General features: G+C 65.0%; 14 protein-coding genes and 1 tRNA gene. 14 read left to right on the top strand and 1 reads right to left on the bottom strand.

The features are described from left to right. Positions 1 to 15 precede the first annotated feature (15 nt). Positions 16 to 747 carry a hypothetical protein gene (locus tag Q7W51_10865; protein ID MDO8848873.1) on the bottom strand — a complete coding sequence of 244 codons (732 nt, stop codon included), beginning with the start codon at positions 745 to 747 and terminating at the stop codon, positions 16 to 18. 233 nt (positions 748 to 980) lie between these two features. Here Q7W51_10865 and Q7W51_10870 point away from each other — a divergent pair. From Q7W51_10870 to Q7W51_10935, 14 genes are all read left to right on the top strand, one after another. Continuing rightward, a tRNA-Met gene (locus tag Q7W51_10870) sits at positions 981 to 1,057 on the top strand. 290 nt (positions 1,058 to 1,347) lie between these two features. Then, positions 1,348 to 5,829: a multicopper oxidase domain-containing protein gene (locus tag Q7W51_10875; protein ID MDO8848874.1), complete on the top strand. Its 4,482-nt coding sequence runs from the start codon at positions 1,348 to 1,350 to the stop codon at positions 5,827 to 5,829. A 414-nt stretch (positions 5,830 to 6,243) separates the two neighbouring features. Further along, the gene (locus Q7W51_10880) at positions 6,244 to 7,278 is read left to right on the top strand and encodes a 4Fe-4S dicluster domain-containing protein (protein MDO8848875.1); all 1,035 of its coding nucleotides are present in this window, start codon (positions 6,244 to 6,246) and stop codon (positions 7,276 to 7,278) included. Beyond that, entirely contained in the window at positions 7,275 to 8,120 is an 846-nt protein-coding gene (locus Q7W51_10885) for an FAD/NAD(P)-binding protein (protein ID MDO8848876.1), read from the top strand. The genes Q7W51_10880 and Q7W51_10885 overlap by 4 nt, the downstream gene beginning before the upstream one ends. Next, positions 8,121 to 8,873: an NADH:ubiquinone oxidoreductase gene (locus tag Q7W51_10890; GenBank protein ID MDO8848877.1), complete on the top strand. Its 753-nt coding sequence runs from the start codon at positions 8,121 to 8,123 to the stop codon at positions 8,871 to 8,873. An 8-nt stretch (positions 8,874 to 8,881) separates the two neighbouring features. Next, positions 8,882 to 10,198 (top strand): Ni/Fe hydrogenase subunit alpha, encoded by a 1,317-nt coding sequence (locus tag Q7W51_10895; GenBank protein ID MDO8848878.1) that lies wholly within the window; start codon positions 8,882 to 8,884, stop codon positions 10,196 to 10,198. Between the two features lie 71 nt (positions 10,199 to 10,269). Continuing rightward, positions 10,270 to 10,722, top strand: a complete 453-nt coding sequence (locus tag Q7W51_10900; protein ID MDO8848879.1) for a hydrogenase maturation protease — start codon at positions 10,270 to 10,272, stop codon at positions 10,720 to 10,722. Between the two features lie 126 nt (positions 10,723 to 10,848). After that, positions 10,849 to 12,063, top strand: coding sequence for a branched-chain amino acid ABC transporter substrate-binding protein (locus Q7W51_10905; GenBank protein ID MDO8848880.1), 1,215 nt, complete (start codon positions 10,849 to 10,851; stop codon positions 12,061 to 12,063). A gap of 147 nt (positions 12,064 to 12,210) precedes the next feature. Then, positions 12,211 to 13,431: a branched-chain amino acid ABC transporter permease gene (locus Q7W51_10910; protein MDO8848881.1), complete on the top strand. Its 1,221-nt coding sequence runs from the start codon at positions 12,211 to 12,213 to the stop codon at positions 13,429 to 13,431. Between the two features lie 3 nt (positions 13,432 to 13,434). Then, positions 13,435 to 14,571: an ABC transporter ATP-binding protein gene (locus tag Q7W51_10915; GenBank protein ID MDO8848882.1), complete on the top strand. Its 1,137-nt coding sequence runs from the start codon at positions 13,435 to 13,437 to the stop codon at positions 14,569 to 14,571. Between the two features lie 2 nt (positions 14,572 to 14,573). After that, the gene (locus tag Q7W51_10920; protein ID MDO8848883.1) at positions 14,574 to 15,362 is read left to right on the top strand and encodes an ABC transporter ATP-binding protein; all 789 of its coding nucleotides are present in this window, start codon (positions 14,574 to 14,576) and stop codon (positions 15,360 to 15,362) included. Beyond that, the gene (locus Q7W51_10925) at positions 15,331 to 16,059 is read left to right on the top strand and encodes an ABC transporter ATP-binding protein (GenBank protein MDO8848884.1); all 729 of its coding nucleotides are present in this window, start codon (positions 15,331 to 15,333) and stop codon (positions 16,057 to 16,059) included. The genes Q7W51_10920 and Q7W51_10925 overlap by 32 nt, the downstream gene beginning before the upstream one ends. Positions 16,060 to 16,165: 106 nt before the next feature. Further along, positions 16,166 to 17,248, top strand: coding sequence for a hypothetical protein (locus tag Q7W51_10930; GenBank protein ID MDO8848885.1), 1,083 nt, complete (start codon positions 16,166 to 16,168; stop codon positions 17,246 to 17,248). An 8-nt stretch (positions 17,249 to 17,256) separates the two neighbouring features. Continuing rightward, positions 17,257 to 17,892, top strand: a complete 636-nt coding sequence (locus Q7W51_10935; protein ID MDO8848886.1) for a hypothetical protein — start codon at positions 17,257 to 17,259, stop codon at positions 17,890 to 17,892. Positions 17,893 to 17,963: the final 71 nt, after the last annotated feature.

Consider the following 17,963-nt stretch of genomic DNA (forward strand, 5'->3'; position numbering starts at 1 on the left):
TCCTCGAGCCGGCCATCACAACACCACCGACTGGACGAACTCCAGATCTGCGCAGGTCTCGCCGAGCGTGCTGAGGCGCCATTCGCCGTTCACGAAGCGCAGCACGATCGGGATGGTGTGCTCCGAGGTGATCCCGCCATCAGTCCAGGTGACGATCGCGTAGGCGAAGTAGAGCGTGGTGTCGCCCGCCGCAAAGACGTTCACGTTGCCGCCAAGCGCCGATTCGGATATGGGCGGGTACGTGCTCGCAAGCCCCTCCACGAACGTGGACTGGTCGCCCTCATCGTCGGCGAGCAGGAGTGACAGATCACCCTCGTCTCCGCGCCCGAGCGCATCGGCCACCGCTTCAGCCATCGCGCCCAGCTCTACGGCGTTGGTCTCCACGACCTTGCGGGTCTCCTCGAGATACGCCTGCTCCTCCGATGTCGTGGGCGGCGGAGTTGAACCGTCGGTCACCGGCGCTGCAGGCGCAGAGGTCTTCTTCGTTGACCTCGTGGACTCTGGCGGGACGATCTCGCCGGTCTCGTGGGTGGCGACGAGCTGAGCGCCTACCGCCGTATCGCCCGAGGTTGCCTGGGCCGTGTCAACCGACCCCGTGCGGTCGACCGGACCCGAGACTGTCAGGTCATCTCCCGGTGCGCTGTCCTCGGACTGGCCGAAGGGGAGTAGGACCGCCGCCATGATGACCAGAACGATCACGACCGCGCCGATCGCGATGCCACGTCGTGAGATCTGCCGAGCCACCATCCACCCCCCACAAGAGAGACTGCTCCAAACCATTCATCGGCCCGCGCGCGTAGTAACAGTAGTGTCCCAAGCGACAGCATTCCGGGAATCGTGCCTGGTCGAACGCCTGTCGGGTGTATTACGCCGCTGGTCCGGTACTTTCCGACGGACGGCGAATGATGATCACGCCGGATTGCATCCCAAAGGGGATGGATTGCATCCCGCTGCGGACCGTGATAACCTCATTCTCCCGTTGCGGGGTGGAGCAGTCTGGTAGCTCGTCGGGCTCATAACCCGAAGGTCGTCGGTTCGAATCCGGCCCCCGCGACCAACAAATCCAGAAGGTCAGAGGCTCAATGCCTCTGACCTTTTTCGATTCTCGGCTCTCGCTGCGATGGACTCATCCAGCCCCCCTGCCGCCGCACGCTCGTCCGAGCCAGAGGAGTCGTGGCGCGCTTCTTGCGTGAGAACGCGTCTTGGCGGGTAGGACATGTAACTAGTGGTACCAAATCCCGTTAACCCCGGGGGGTATCGCGGTATATGGTCACAGCGGTGTCATGCGGGACACCGTGAACTTGCGAAGTACGACACATAGGGGCTGCAAAGTAGGGAGGTAGCGCAATGAACACTCACATGCGTGGCGTGATCGTGAGGCTCGTACTGGTCGCGTCACTGCTCCTCATCGGTCCGGCGCAGGGGATTGCGGTGGCGCAGTCGACCGCTGAGCCCGCTGCGGGGACCACCCAGATGTCGGAAGAAGAGCTCCGCGAGAAGAACAACGACGTGATGAACTCGCGTGTCTCGCAGGAGCAGCGCGAAGCGGCCGCCGTGCGCGCGAAGGTGTTGTGGCAGAACGCCAAGGTCTCAGGCGGCGTGAGCGCGTCAGCCGTGCAGCCCACCCCGAACCCCGGGGGCATCCCCGACTACTTCGGTACGCCGGATCCAATCACGGGTCGCCCGGTTGCCAACTGGGCGTTCAGCCCGCTGCTGCGCAAGTTCGTCGATACGCTGCCCGGAGTCGGGCCGGCGGGTGCCAACAACCTCGGCAACTACATCGGAGTGGCGCATCCTGATACCGTCACGTACCCCGGCTCGGACTACTACGAGATCGAGCTGCGGGAGTACGAACAGCAGCTGCATAGCGACTTGCCTCCCACGCGTCTGCGCGGCTACGTGCAGGTCAACAACGGCACCGATCCCGGTGTGGCGAATCCGACCCTGGCCGACAACACGGTCGCGCCTGACCCCATCGGCTTTCTCGGTCCGTTCGTCTACGCCACCAAGGACCGCCCCGTTCGCGTGAAGTTCACGAACAAGCTGCCGATCGGCGACGGGGGCGACCTGTTCATCCCGGTAGACACCTCGGTCATGGGCGCAGGTATCGGCCCGGACGAGACGACCATGTACACCCAGAACCGCGCGACGCTGCATCTGCACGGCGGCGTCACTCCGTGGATCAGTGACGGAACGCCGCACCAGTGGATCACGCCGGCCGGCGAGGACACAAACTATCCCAAGGGCGTCAGCGTGAAGAACGTGCCGGATATGCCGGACCCCGGCGACGGCTCGATGACGTTCTATTACAGCAACCAGCAGAGCGCCCGACTCATGTGGGTGCACGATCATAGCTACGGAATCACCCGGCTGAACGTCTACGTCGGTGAGGTTATGCCGTACGCCATCACTGATGACGTTGAAGCGGATCTCATCGCGCGCGGGATCATTCCTGATGCCGAGGACACCATTCCGCTGGTGGTCCAGGACAAGACGTTCGTGGATGCCGAGACCATCGGGACCACCGACCCGACGTGGAACTGGGGCTCCACGCCCCCGTATCCCCACACGGGCGACCTGTGGATGCCACACGTCTACGTTCCCGCACAGAACCCGGCAGATCCTGGCGGCATGAACGCGACCGGCCGTTGGCACTACGGACCGTGGTTCTGGCCGCCCACAAGTGACATCGACTTCCCGCCTATCCCCAACCCCTACTATGTGGACGCGGTCACCACGCCGTGGGAGAACCCGACGATGCCGGCAACGCCCAACCCCTCGATGGGCATGGAGGCGTTCCAGGACACGCCAGTGGTGAATGGCGTGGCGTATCCGACGGTCACGGTCGATCCGAAGGCGTACCGCCTGCGGATTCTGAACGGTGCCTCGGACCGCTTCTTCAACCTGCAGATGTACACGGCTGACCCAACGGTGATCACATCGGACGGCCGGACCAATACCGAAGTGAAAATGATCCCCGCGGCGCCGACGCCGGAATACGACACCCTTTACCCCGACATCGTTTGGCCGAGTGACGGTCGGTCGGGTGGCGCACCGGATCCGGCGGCTGCCGGTCCCGAGTGGGTACAGATCGCAAATGAGAGCGGCTTCCTGCCCGCGCCGGTGGTCGTCCCCCAGCAGCCCATCACCTGGAACGGAGATCCCACGACGTTCAACGTGGGCAACGTCCAGGACCACAGCCTGCTGATCGCACCTGCCGAGCGCGCTGACGTTATCGTGGACTTCTCCGCATACGCGGGCCAGACGATCATCGTCTACAACGACGCTCCGACCGCGTTCCCGGCACTCGACCAGCGCACCGACTACTTCACCGGCGGGCCCGACTTCACTGACACTGGCGGCACGTTCCCGACAGAAGCCGGCTTCGGCCCGAACACCCGCACGGTCATGCAGATCAAGGTTGCTGCCGCGGCTCCCGCGCCGGCCTTCGATCTTGACGCTCTCAACGCGGAGTTCGTCTCAACCGGGCCGAACACCAGCGTGTTCGAGCGTGGCCAGCACCCCATAACCGTTCCGGACGCACGCTACGAAGCTGCATACGACAACGCCGTCCCGTTCGTGGATAGCCCGTACGTGCGCATCTACGAGAACCTCAACAAGACCTTCCAGCTGATGGACGGCACGAGCATCACCCTCCCGCTCGAGCCTAAGGCCATCCAGGACGAGATGGGTGAATCGTTCGACCAGATGTACGGCCGCATGTCCGGCAACCTCGGCTTGCAGATCCCGGGTGTTGGCGGAGCGCTGCAGAACTTCATCCTCTACGGGTTCCTGGATCCGCCCACAGAAATCCTCACGGATCAGATGTCGCCGTTGTCCCCGGTGCTTGCCGACGGTACGCAGATATGGCGCATCACGCACAACGGTGTGGACACGCACCCCATCCACTTCCACCTCCAGGACGTACAACTGATCAACCGCGTGGGTTGGGACGGCGCGCTCAGGCCGCCTGATGACAACGAACTCGGCTGGAAAGAAACGGTGCGCGTGAGCCCGCTTGAGGACACGATTGTGGCCTTGAAGCCGGTTGCTCCGAAGCTTCCCTTCGGTGTTCCCGACAGCTGGCGAGCGCTCGACGTGACGATGCCGCTTGGTACTACGGACCAGTTCGCGCCGTGGGATCCGCTCGGCCAGCCGCGCACGGTCACAAACGAGCTCTACAACTTTGGTTGGGAGTACGTCTGGCACTGCCACATCCTGAGCCATGAAGAGATGGACATGATGCGGCCAGTGACGCTCGCGGTTGACCGGGCGATCCCGGACGCACCCAACCCGCTTGCGGCCAGCGGAGACCCGGGCTCGGCGGCCGGAATCGACCTCACCTGGGTCGACCCCACGCCCGTTCGGCCGAACCTGACCATCATGAGCTCACTCGAGACCACCGCCGAGGTAGGCTTCCGCGTTGAGCGGGCGCCGCTCTCCGAAACCGGCGTGGCAGGCGACTTCGAGACCATCAAGATCGGCGAGGCCAACTCCGAGGCGTTCACCGACCTCACCACCATCCCCGGACGCGCCTACCGGTACCGGATCGTGACGTTCAACGCCGCACTCGATCCCACGCTTCTGGGTGCTTCCAACGAGTTCGACATCTTCCCGGCCGGTGACGTCTACTTCGACAGCTTCGTGACCACGCCCACTGCGGGACCTGGCGGCAGTATCTCGCCCGCCACACCGAGCAGCGTGCCGGTCAGCGCGCCTGCCGACCTGACCTTCGACTTCACGCCGGATCCGGGCTATCACGTGGCCGACGTGCTCCTCGATGATGTCTCTGTCGGCGCGCCCGCGTCCTACACGATCCTGGCAGCCGATGCCGCAGACCATACCATCCATGTGACCTTCGCGATCAACGAGTACCCGATCACGCCAACTGCGGGAGCGAACGGACGCATTTGGTGGACGAACACGCAGAACCCGGATCCGGGTGGACCGGTGCCGCCGGCACCTCAGGCGGACCCGTTCGTGCAGCATGCGGTAGAGCTGCAGACGTTCGTATTCGTACCTGATCCCGGGTACCAGATAGCCGACGTACTGGTGAACGGCGTGTCGATACTCGTGCCCGGCCAGGCTCCACCGGAGTTCTACACGTTCTCGAACGTGACGGGACCGAACACGATCCACGTGGACTTCGAGCTCCAGACCTTCACGATCACCCCGAGCGCGAGCGCGGGCGGCAGCATCGCGCCGGCCTCGCCGCAGACGGTCGTGATCGGCACGGATCAGACGTTCACCATGACAGCCGATCCTGGCTATCACCTGTCGGAGCTCCGCATCGACGGCGCGCTTGTGCCGACTGCGAGCACTTACACGTTCACCAACGTGCAGGCTGACCACACGATCGCAGCGACGTTCGTGAGCGATCGCATGCTGCCGATCTACAGGTTCTACAACCTGCTCAATGGCAGCCACTTCTACACGGCGTCGCAGGACGAAAGGGATATGGTCGTGGTGACCTGGCCCGGTGTCTGGGCGTACGAGGGAGTGGCCTACTCGGTCAATCTCGACAATCCGGCGAACGACGATCCGCTCTATCGCTTCTACAATCGGCTGCGTGGTACGCACTTCTACACCGCCTCGCTCGAAGAGCGTGACATGGTGATCGCCACTTGGCCCGATGTGTTCACCTATGAGGGCATCGCCTACAACATCTCCGCAACGGAGGCCGTGGATACGATGCCGGTCTACCGGTTCTATAACGTCCGGACAGGCAGTCACTTCTACACCGCCTCGGCTGGCGAGCGTGATACTGTGATCGCCACATGGCCGGGCATCTTCACCTACGAGGGAGTGGCGTTCTACGTCGGATACTGATGGCGCAGACGTCCGTGAGCGATTCGGCACGGGCCGCTCCTGATTCACCGGATGAACGGCGGGCCGCCCCACACGGGGCGGCCCGCTCGCATTGGGGGAAGCTCCCGGCGGCGCCATTGCCCCATTTGCCCGGCCCCCGATCGATTCGCCGGCGCGACCGGCCCGGCGCCGGGCGGACTTTGTGCCCCGAAGCTACAAGACGCCCTTGCATTCGTTCGTTCCTCACGCAATCATCTACGAGCGGCTGCACGCCAATGTGGCTGCTCCGACGCGCACGCGCGGCATCGCCTGCAAGGAATCATGATCCGTAGGCCTTGCCTTCGGCTGCCGTGCTTCGGGTCAGCCGCGGGCGTAGGGGTACGCTTGTGAGGAATGCTGCCGGTAGAGGGAGGGACCGCCCGTGAGGTGGACGCTATGACCGAGATGTACATCCGCGAGGGGGACTTCGCACCGTTCGTGGACGCGATGATCGCGGCAACGCGAGTCATCGGTCCGGTCGGGAAGCGCAAGAAGTTCGTCTACGAGCCTCTGGAGTCATCTTCCGACCTGCGGCTCGACTTCGATGTGACGGTCTTGCCGCCGAAGAAGGTCTTCTTCCCGCCGGCGCAGGAACTCGTCCGCTTCGACGGCGATCTCGTCGAGGGCTGCATCGCACCGATCGATACCGTGCTCTTCGGCGTTCACTTCTACGACGTCAAGGGCATCGATATGACCGACTTCCTCTTCCGCGAGCGCAACGCTGACTACAACTACCTCGCGCAGCGGGAGGCGACCACGATCGTCGCATCCAACATCCAGGCGATCTCCCCGCGCGCCTTCTGGGATTCGGTGGGGCCGGAAGTCGAGCCGGAGGGCCACGACGCCTTCCTCACGAAGCTCGACGGCGGCTACGTGCTGGAGACGCGCACGCCGAGGGGCGAGACGCTGATCGCGTACGGCGCGTTCCGCGATGCCACGCCGGAGGAAGTACAGGCAGCGGCCGACGTGAACGCCTCGGTGATGGGCCGCTGTCCCGAGCGCCTCGCGCACTCCAGCAACGCGATCGCCGAGAAGGTGCGCGACTCCTTCGGCGATGAGAAGCTGTGGCGAGAGCTTGCGAACGGCTGCTTCAGTTGCGGCTCGTGCAACACGGTGTGCCCCACGTGTTACTGCTTCGACGTGAAGGACACCTGGAACCTCGACCAGACATCGGGACAGCGCACGCGCTACTGGGACTCCTGCCTCACCCGCGAGTTCGCGGCGGTAACCATGGCAGGTGGCGGGACCGAGAACTTCCGCGAGCATCACTCCGCGCGGTTCCGTCACCGCTTCATGCGCAAGACGACCTACCTGAACGAGAAGCTCGGCGGGCCCGCGTGCACGGGATGTGGGCGCTGCGCGCAGGCGTGCACGGTGGACATCGCCGATCCGGTCAAGGTCATCACGACCATCATGGAGGTGACGTCATGAGCTGCTCATGTTCGGGGAACGGCTCGAACGAGAGCCTCTTTCTGCCGCGCGAAGCCAGGATCCTGCACGCCCATCAGCCGACCGCGACCGAGAAGCATTTCACCCTGCAACTTGTCGGCGGTGAGCGTTTCGAGTTCCAGCCGGGGCAGATCATGGAAGTCGGCGTGATGGGTTACGGCGAGATCCCCATCGGACTCGCCAGCTCACCCACGCGCACGGACACGTTCGAGATCGTGGTGCGCACGGTCGGACGGGTCTCGACCGCCATCAACACGAAGGGCAACGGCGATTCGCTCTGGGTGCGGGGACCGCTGGGCCACGGGTTCGATCTTGATGCCCTGCGTGGCCATGACGTGCTCGTCGTGGCCGGCGGCATCGGCATCTGCCCCACGCGCAGTCTCATCCAGTACATCGCGGACCGGCGCGACGAATTCGAGCGGTTCGTGCTCTTCTACGGCGCCCGCGACCCGCTGCAGCTGCTGTTCCCCGAGGATCGTGGGGTGTGGCGCGCGGCCCACGATATCGAATACCACGAGACCGTCGACCGGGCCGATGTCGCCTGGACGGGCAACGTCGGCGTCATCACCACGCTCTTCAAGACCACCCACCTTGCCGCGGACACCCGCGTGGTCATCTGCGGGCCGCCCGTGATGTTCGAGTTCGTCATCCGCGAGCTCGATTCGATCGGCATCAACCGTGAAAACATCTTCGTGGACCTTGAGCGCCGCATGAAGTGCGGCGTGGGCAAGTGCGGGCACTGCCAGATCAACGACAAGTACTGCTGCATCGACGGGCCGGTCTTCCCCTTCTCGGAGATCCAGGCGCTCGAGGAGGCGATCTAGATGACCGAGAAGCGTAAGCCCACCGTCGCCTTCTTCGACTTCGCCTGCTGCGAGGGCTGCCAGATCGAGTTCACCAACTACGGTGACGAGGCGACGCTCGAGCTCCTCAAGCACGTCGAGGTGGTCGAGTTTCGCGAAGCGATGACCGAGACCACCACGGAGCGCATCGACATCGCGCTGGTGGAAGGCAGCTTCACGCGTAAGGCGGACCGCCGGCGGCTGCAGGACATCCGCCGCCGGGCCAGGATCGTCGTGGCATACGGCGCGTGTGCGGCAACCGGCGGCATCAACGCGCTCAAGAACCACCAGGACGACTATCACGAGGCCGTGTACGGCGAGCACGGGCGCGATGCGCACCTGGAGTCCGGCCCCGCGCTGCCTATCTCGGCAGTCATCAAGGTCGACTACGAGGCCAAGGGATGTCCGATGAGCAAGTACGAGCTCCTCGACATCATCTCGTGCCTCCTGCACGGCGCCGAGCCGACGGTCCCGTCGTATCCGGTGTGCGTTGAGTGCAAGCGCCGCGAGACGATCTGCCGCTACGACGAGGGCGACCACTGCATGGGTATGGTGGCCCGCGCGGGGTGCGGCGCGCCGTGTCCGGCCGACGGCATCCCCTGCGAGGCGTGCCGGGGGTTCGTTGATGAGCCCAACCTGCGCTCCCTTGAGAGGGTGCTCATGGAGCGTGCCGGATTCAGTCAGAAGCGTGCGGTCGGCAAGGCCCGCATGTTCACAGCGAACCTGAGGGGCTGATGACGCCGATGCTGCAGAACCTGAATGTGGACATCCATCACCTCACCCGCGTCGAGGGCCACGGCAACATCGTCGTGAACGTGAAGGACGGCACGATCGAGAAGTGCGAATGGCAGGTGCCCGAGGCGCCTCGCTTCTTCGAGGCGATGGTGCGCGGCCGTCACTACTCCGAGGTCGCGCGCATCACGAGCCGCATCTGCGGCATCTGCGCTATCGGTCACACGCTCGCTTCCGTGAAGGCCACCGAGGCCGCACTCGGCATCGAGGTCACGCCGCAGACCAAGAAGCTGCGGACCATCCTCAAGCACGCCGAGAACTTCGACTCGCACATCCTGCACGTCTACATCCTCGTCGCGCCGGACCTGCTCGGCGTGCCTTCGGTGTTCCCGCTCGTGGCTACGCACGGCGAGGTCGTCGCGCGAGCGCTGCGTCTGAAGCGGCTTGCACACGAATGGGGCTCGCTCATCGGCGGACGCACCACGCACCCCACCACGGTCATTCCCGGTGGCTTTGCGAAGCTTCCGACGGTCCGCGAGCTTGCCGCGATGCGCGAGAAGCTGGTCGCTGCGGTGCCCGATCTTGTGGCAACGCTCGAGACCGTGCAGGCGCTCGCGCCGAACATCCCGGCGTTCGACCGGTCCACCGAGTACATGGCGGTCACGTCGGACGACGAGTACGGCCTCTACGACGGCTACGTGCAGACGATCCTGGCCGACGGCGACCGCGCGCGCTACGAGGTGGCGGACTACCGGAGCGTCACCAACGAGTACATCGTGCCGCAGTCGACCGCAAAGCACACGCGCAACCGCCTCGACAGCTACGCCGCCGGCGCGCTCGCGCGCTTCAACGTGAACTACGACCAGCTGCACCCGGAGGCCAAGAAGGCCGCCGAGGCGCTGGGGATCCAGCCCATCTGCACGAACCCGTACATGAACTCCGTGGCACAGGTGGTCGAAGTCGTGCACTCGGCGTATGAGGCGATCCGCCTGATGGACGAGATCATCGCCGAGGGCATCGTTGACGAAGAGCTTGTGCAGCCGACCAGGTTCGGCCGGGGCGCTGCGGCGGTGGAGGTGCCGCGCGGCATCCTCTTCCACGAGTACGAGTACGATGCCGAGGGCATGTGCGTGAACGCCAACTGCATCATCCCGACGAACCAGAACCACGGCAACATCCAGCGCGACTTCGACCAGCTGGTGCCTCAGCTGCTTGCCGCAGAGACCTCGGAGGACGACATGGCACTCCGACTCTCGATGCTGGTGCGTGCGTATGATCCGTGCATCTCCTGCTCGACGCACTACCTGGACGTGGAGTTCCTCAGGTAGTCCGAAACGATGACGCACTCGAGCGCCCGCCCGCGTCGCATGTGGGCGGGCGCCTTCATCCGGAGGGCTTCATGCAGTACCTCGTGGGCATCGGCAACTACAACGGCCTCGACGACTCGATCGGCCTTCGCATCGTCGAGGCGATCGCCGAGGCGGGGCTCGACCGGGGGTTCCAGGCCATCGAGCTTGGTGGCAATCTGCTCGACCTCCTGCACTATCTCGGCGAGGACACCGAGCGCGTTCTCATCGTGGACTCCGCCCGGATGGGCATGGCTCCGGGCGAGTACGCGCTCTTCCAGCCCGATCAGGTGGCCACGCGCAAAGGGTCGGCGGGTTTCAGCACGCACGAGGGTGACTTGCTGAAGGTGCTCGAACTCGGCACAGCGCTCGGAAAGCCACTGCCGCCCGTCACCATCCTGGGAATCGAGCCCGCGGAGATCGAGACGGGCTTCGGCCTCTCGGAGGCGCTCGCGGGTCGCATGGACGAGTACGTGGGGGCGGCGCTCGGCTTCTTCGCCGGGTGATACCGCCGGCGTGCGCACACGCGGAAACACACCGTTCATGCGCGAACTATAGATATTCCAAGCACGCGTGCGATAGAATGCCCTACCACCAGATAGCATCGGCTATCGACGACTAAGGGGGTAGGCATGCTGCAAGAGCGGACACGCAAGGTCCTTGCGCTCGTGCTTGCTGCCGTCCTGACGTTCGGCCTGTTCGGTACCGCGGGCTGCAACCAGGACGACGGCGAGGACGACGGCGAGGACGCCACCGGCGAGGTCGAGGTCATCAAGATCGGCGTTCAGACCGCGCTCACGGGCCCGCTGCCGGACTACGGCGCCGCGGCCAAGAACGGTGTCGAGTTGGCTGTTGAGGAGTTCGGCACGTTCGAGATGGATGGCACGACCTACCAGGTCGAGCTCGTCATCCTCGACGACAAGGCCGAGCCCGCCGAGTCCGCCGTCGTCGCACAGACGATGGTCGACGAGGGCGTTGTCGGCGTCATCGGTTCGCTCACCACCGGCGCCACCCTCTCGGCGATCCCGATCTACGCCGAAAACGGCATCCCGCAGATCAGCGGTTCGGTGACCGGCCCGAAGGCCAACGCCGAGAGTGTCGATACCTTCTACCGCACCTGCTGGAGTGACGCGATCCAGGGCGAGGCGCTCGCTGCATGGGCGATCGAGCTTGGCGCCAAGAAGGTCGTTCTCATGGACGACAACGGCGCGTACGCTGTGGGTCTGGCCGATGTGGCCGAAGCTGCACTGAAGGACGGCGGCGTTGAGACGCTGCGCCAGAACTGCCAGAGCGGCGACAAGGACCTCTCGGCCCAGGTCGCCAACGTCAAGGAGTTCGCTCCTGACGCCCTCATCTTCACCGGTTACCACCCCGAGGCTGGTCTGATGCGCAAGCAGATGATCGAGGCCGGTCTGGGCGACGTCATCTTCATGGGTGGCGACGGCATCAAGTCGGCCGAGTTCGTGGCCGAGGCCGGCGGCGCCGCGAACGCTGCGGGCTGCTACGCCACGTTCGGCGGCTTCCCCGAGGACCAGCAGCCGGGCTATGACGACTTTGCTGCGAAGTACGAGGAAGCATACGGCGAGGCTGTCGGCCCGTACGCGCAGAACAACTACGACGCGTTCGGTGCGCTCATCGCTGCCATCAAGGCCGCCGGCTCCACCGACCCTGCGGACATCGTCGTTGCGCTCCAGGAGCTGGAGTACGAGGGTGTCACCGGCAAGTTCAGCTTCGCTGCCGAGGCTGACGGCGCCATTGCCAAGGGCGACATCGTGGTGGCCGGCCTCGAGCCGTCCAACGTGCCGCGGTATGTCGTTGAGGGCGAGGACTGGGTCGCCGTCAAGTAACTGCGGCTCGTCCAGTACGTGAGTTGATCGGGGGGCGCAGGAGCAATCCTGCGCTCCCCGCGTGCGTCCCGGCGACAGATGGTGCAGAATGCACGGAAGCATCTGCGCGCCACTCCGCCGACAAGGCAGTCCCGCGAGGAGCAACAGTTGAGTCTGGACCACATCGTCAGCGTCACCATCGGCGGCCTGACCGTGGGCATGATCTACGCCCTCATCGCGCTCGGGTACACGATGGTCTACGGCGTGCTGAAGTTCATCAACTTCGCGCACGGCGAGGTCTTCACGATCGGCGGCTACGTGGCGGCGTTCACCCTGCTCTACCTGGGCGTGAGTGACGAAATGTCGCCGCTTGTGCTCGCCGGCTGCATCGCGCTCGCACTTGTCGCAGCCGTGCTCGTGCCGATGATCATCGGCTTCCTGATCGAGCGCATCGCCTATCGGCCGCTCCGGGGCCGCTCGCGCATCATCCCACTGCTCTCGGCCATCGGCGTCTCGATCGTGATGCAGCAGCTCATCATCCTCGTGTTCGGTCCCACGCCGGTCACGATGCCGACGCTCGCGATCGGTTCGGCCGCGTTCGACATCTTCGGCATCCGCATCCGCGTGCTCGCAATCGTGATCATCACGGTCTCGGCGCTGCTCATGCTGGCGCTCACGTACCTCGTGAAGTCGACCCGCATCGGCAAGGCGATGCGCGCGACCTCGCAGGATATGGAAGCCGCTGAGATGATGGGCATCGACACCAACAAGACGATCGCGTTCACGTTCATCGTGGGCTCGGCGCTCGCCGGTGTCGGTGGCCTGCTCGTGGTGATGTACTACGGCTCGCTCAAGTACGACGCCGGTTTCCTGTACGGCCTGAAGGCGTTCACTTCGGCGGTGCTCGGCGGTATCGGCAACATCCCCGGCGCCGTGGTGGGTGCGCTCGTGCTCGGCATGACCGAGACGTACGGCGTGAGCCTCGACCTCGGCTTCCTTGCGTGGTTCCTGGTGGCCGGGCTCGTCCTCGGACTGTACGTGCAGATGGTGCGCGTCCCGCGCCGTCGCCTGCAGCACATCGCCGACGATCGCCGCACGCCGGCCTACGAGCGCAGCATCAACAACGTCTACCGTCTCACTCCGTACTACGGCGTGAAGACGCTGCTGTCCAAGCGCAAGGACGCGCTGCTGTGGGTGTCGGCGGCGCATGCGATGCGGCTGATGTTCGGCAACATCTTCCTCGCGGTGTCCGCGGCGGTGATGTTTGCGAACGCAACGTACCGCATCGACACGCGCTGGCAGCCGGTCATCGCGTTCGTGGTGCTCATGGTGATTCTCATGTTCCGGCCGTCGGGCATTCTCGGCGAAGCCATCACGGAGAAGGTGTAGCCGATGAATCAGATCACCGGTCGCATCTCCTCGCTTCTCGCCAGCGTGCCGCGCGGCGTGTACGTGGCGCTCGGCATCGTGCTCGCAGCCGGGTTCCCGCTGCTCAATCTCATCGGCGTGGTCGAGACGGCGTGGCTGCGCGTGGGCGTGTTGGCACTGCTGTTCGTGATGCTGTCACTCGGACTCAACATCGTCATGGGCGAGACGGGCCTGCTGAACCTTGGCTACATCGCGTTCTTCGCGTTCGGCGCGTACGCGACTGCGCTGCTGTCCTCGCCGAAGTTCGAGATCCAGTGGCCGTTTCTGGCGGTGCTCGCGGTGAGCACGCTCATCGCGATGGCAGCGGGCTTTGTGATCGGCCTGCCGACGCTCAGGTTGCGCGGCGACTACCTCGCCATCGTCACGCTCGCCTTCGGCGAGATCGTGCGCCTCACGATCATCAACCTGCAGGACCTCACAAACGGCCCGAACGGCATCACCGGCATCTACTCGCCGATGCTTGCGAGCGAGAAGGTCGTTGAGGGGCTCGGCGACACTGGGTGGGCGGCGTGGCTCACGATCAACAAGCCGATCGAGTACTACTACCTGGTGCTCGTGTGCGTGATCGCCGTGGCGATTCTACTCTCGAACCTCAAGAACTCGCGGATCGGTCGCGCGTGGAATGCGCTTCGCGAGGACGAGCTCGCTGCCATCTCATCGGGTATCACCGCCTCGCGGGCGAAGATGCTCTCGGTGGTGCTCTCGGCAGGCATCGCGGGCTTCGCAGGCTCGCTCTACGCCTACTACTCCAACGTCATCAGCCCCGAATCGTTCACGTTCATGCAGTCCGTGATCGTGGTCTGCATGGTCGTGCTCGGCGGTATGGGCTCGATTCCCGGCGTGATCCTCGGCGCCATCGTGCTGCAGGCGCTGCCGCAGCTCATCCGCGAGGCCGCGGGTGCGGCACGCAGCGACTTCGAGGTCTACCGGATGCTCATCTTCGGCGTGCTCATCGTCGTGATGGTCATCTTCCGTCCCGAGGGCCTGCTGCCCGACAAGCTGTGGCGACGCGAGTCGCACGAGGTGGATCCGCGCGAGCTGGAGAAGACCCGTCAGAGCCTCTTCGATCTTGAAGAGGGCGAGAAGGACCTGGAGGTGTAGCCGTGGGCGCGATACTCGAACTGCAGGGCGTGTCCATGAGCTTCGGCGGTCTCAAGGCCGTGGACAATCTCTCATTCACCATCAACGAGAACGAGATCGTCTCGATCATCGGGCCGAACGGCTCGGGCAAGACGACCACGTTCAACGTGATCAGCGGTCTGTACGAGCCGGATAGCGGCGAGATCCTTCTCAAGGGGGAGAGCGTTGCCGGTCTGCGCCCCGATCAGGTGCACGACAAAGGTATCTCGCGCACGTTCCAGTCGCTGCGCCTGTTCTCGAACATGAGCGTGCTCGACAACGTGCTCGTGGGCATGCACTCGGTCACCGACGCGGGACTCGTCTCCTCGATGCTGCGCCTGCCGAAGGTCCGCCGCGAGGAGAAGGCGATGCGCGAGCGCGCCCGGGAGATCCTCGAGATGTTCCCGGGCCGGTTCTCCGGTCCGCGGCAGCAGCAGCCTGCGTTCTCGCTCTCCTACGCCAACCGCCGTCGCCTCGAGATCGCCCGCGCACTCGCCTCGGACCCCACGCTGCTCATGCTCGACGAGCCGGTGGCCGGCATGAACCCGATGGAGTCCCACGAGGTCATGGAACAGATCAAGGTCCTGCGCGACAAGGGCTACACCATCATCATGATCGAGCACGACATGCACGTGGTCGAGGGTGTGTCCGACCGCGTGATCGCGATGGACCACGGCGTGATGATCGCCGAGGGCACGTACCACGAAGTCGCCAACGATCCGCAGGTTGTGGAGGCCTATCTTGGCAAGCGAGCAGCAGAAGCCACTGCTTGAGTTCCGGGGCGTCGAGACCTACTACGGGCGCATCCAGATCCTCAAGGGCGTCAACTACGTCGTCCACCCGGGCGAGATCGTCTGCCTGCTGGGCGGTAACGCGTCGGGCAAGTCCACGACGATGAAGACCATCCTGGGCATCGTGAAGCCCGCCAAGGGCGAGGTGCTCTGGGAGGGCGAGGTCATCAACAACCTGCGCACGGCAGAGCGCATCAAGCGCGGCGTGGCCACCGTGCCGGAGAACCGCCGCCTCTTCCCGCACCTCACCGTGCTCGAGAACCTTGAGATGGGCGCCTACACGCGCACCGATACTGCCGAGATAGCGGCCGACCTCGAGCGCGTCTACCAGTTCTTCCCGAAGCTCGCCGAGCGTCGCAAGCAGCGCGCCGGCACGCTCTCTGGAGGCGAGCAGCAGATGGTGGCATTCGGCCGGGCGCTCATGAGCCGCCCCAAGCTCATCTGCATGGACGAGCCCTCCATGGGTCTGTCACCCGCGCTCGTGGACCAGAACTTCGACCTCATCCAGCAGGTGAACGAGCAGGGCGTGGCTGTCTTCGTGGTGGAGCAGAATGCCACCGCCGCGCTTTCGATCGCGCACCGCGGCTACGTGTTGCAGGGCGGGAGTGTCGTCATCGAGGGCACTGCCGCCGAGCTGCTGGAGAACCCCGAGCTCAAGCGCGCGTACCTCGGCGCGTAGCGCGTCTGTCGGACGCCCGGGCCCGCTCGCTCGCAGCCCCTCCCGCACGCCCTGTCCCAGGGAGTACCATCAGTGCAGATGGATCGCCTGAAGGAGGAGCGTCGCCATGTCGCGCAGTCGCCTGTTCGCCGCATTTCTCGTACTTGCGCTGTTGCTGGCCGGGGTCGGCTGTGACGGCGAAGGAGGCGAGGGGGGCGGCACCGAATCAACTTCGGCAGACGAGCTCCCTGACGGGTTCGTGGTCGATGAGGAGAGCGCCGTCGAGCTCGCGGTGACCGGCGACGGCGGCGGCGTGGGCGTGGCGACCGGGGATGCCTACGCGGCGGTCTACGTGCCGCCGGGCGCCGCCGAAGACGGGGCAACCTGGCAGGTCACCCCTCTCGCTGAGGCGCCGGAAGGCGTTCAGTACCCCCTCTGCCCGGGCGTGTATGTGGACACTCAAGGTGAGGACCCCACCGACTGGTGCTCCATCGGCTTCTCGCTTCCGGGCGAGGCATCCCCGAACGCGACCATCGTGAAGCTTGCCGACGACGGCACGGTGGCCGAGGTGGTCGCTACCACCCGCATGGACTACGGCGGACGCACCTTCCTCACCGCCTACGTGCAGGGCTTCTCCCCCTACACCACGTCCGAGGAGGATCAGGCGGCCAGAGATGCCGCATGGGTCGAACAGGCGCAGATGAAGGGACAGACGCCCGACTGGACCATCAAGGTCATCGGGAGCGAGACGCAGAGCGTGCAGGGATGGGAATTCATCTACGATCTCGACATCTTCGCCTCCGGCGGTGGCGTGGGCATGGGCGGGCCGTACAAGGGAACGTGCCTGCTCTCTATGACGGGGAAGTACTCCGAGGATCTTGGCATCGTCCAGAGCCTGGGGGACATCTCCGGCGGCGTTCGTGATGAAAGCTTCGAGTTCTCCGTCGTTGATTTTGAGCTTGTCAATTTGCTCACGGGGGAGACCGGAGGCGAGCCCACGATATGCAGTTCCGGCTACATCAGCGGTGAGGGGTTCGGCAACCTCAACATCTCCGCCACTGCACCTGACGTCCAGGGTGAGTATCATTCCGGCCCCGTCTCGGGTGGTGAGCCCGTTCGCTTCCAGATGCGCATCACCGGCGAGGACGTGCAGGTCGAGATCGAGAACGTCGGCATCTTCCCGGGCAAGATCCTGCGCACGGCTCGGTAGGAGGCGTCATGCTCGCAGCGGCCATCGCCGCACTCATCGGCTCGGCAGCTGTGGCGTACCTGGTCGGCTACACACTCGCTGCTCCGCGCGACGCCTTCATGCGGAAGAAGCGCGGCACGCTCCTGCTCGTCGTGCTCGCTCTGACCTTCATCCCGTTACCGCCGCAGCTACCCGCGCTCGGCGAGGCCGCAGGGCCTCTGAGCAGCGTGGCGGGCAGCCTGGGCTCTGCCCTCGCGTGGCCCGAGGCGCTCGGGAAGGGCGTCTACATGGCGCTTTGGATGATCACGACGCTTCTCGGGCTCCTGGTGGGCATCCGCATCTGGCAGCTAGGCACGGCCGACTGGCGCAGCGGAGCGGGACGCGCGGTCGACTCGTCGGCTGCGAGCAGGGTCATCGGACTCGTGCCGCTTGCCGACTGTATCGAAGACGCGCTCGATGTGGTGAAGCGCGTGGGCCTGACCGAGCGCGAGGTGCCGCGCGTTGCCGAGGCGATGCGCGCCGCAGGGAGGCGGTTCGCCGACAGCCTGCCGCCATCCGACAGCGAGGTGTACCGCCTGGTCTCGGCCCACGTGGCCCCGTCGATCGCGGGCGCAATCACGGGTCTTGTTCTCGAGGGAGCCGGCAGGCGGATCACTCGCGGCTGATGTGTTGCCGGTGTCGATGCGGTCCAAGGCGGGAACGTTCTCCCGTAGTGACGTGCATGGGGGGAGGCCAC

This window comes from Coriobacteriia bacterium (genome assembly GCA_030652115.1).
Classification (GTDB): Bacteria; Actinomycetota; Coriobacteriia; order Anaerosomatales; family Anaerosomataceae; genus UBA6100.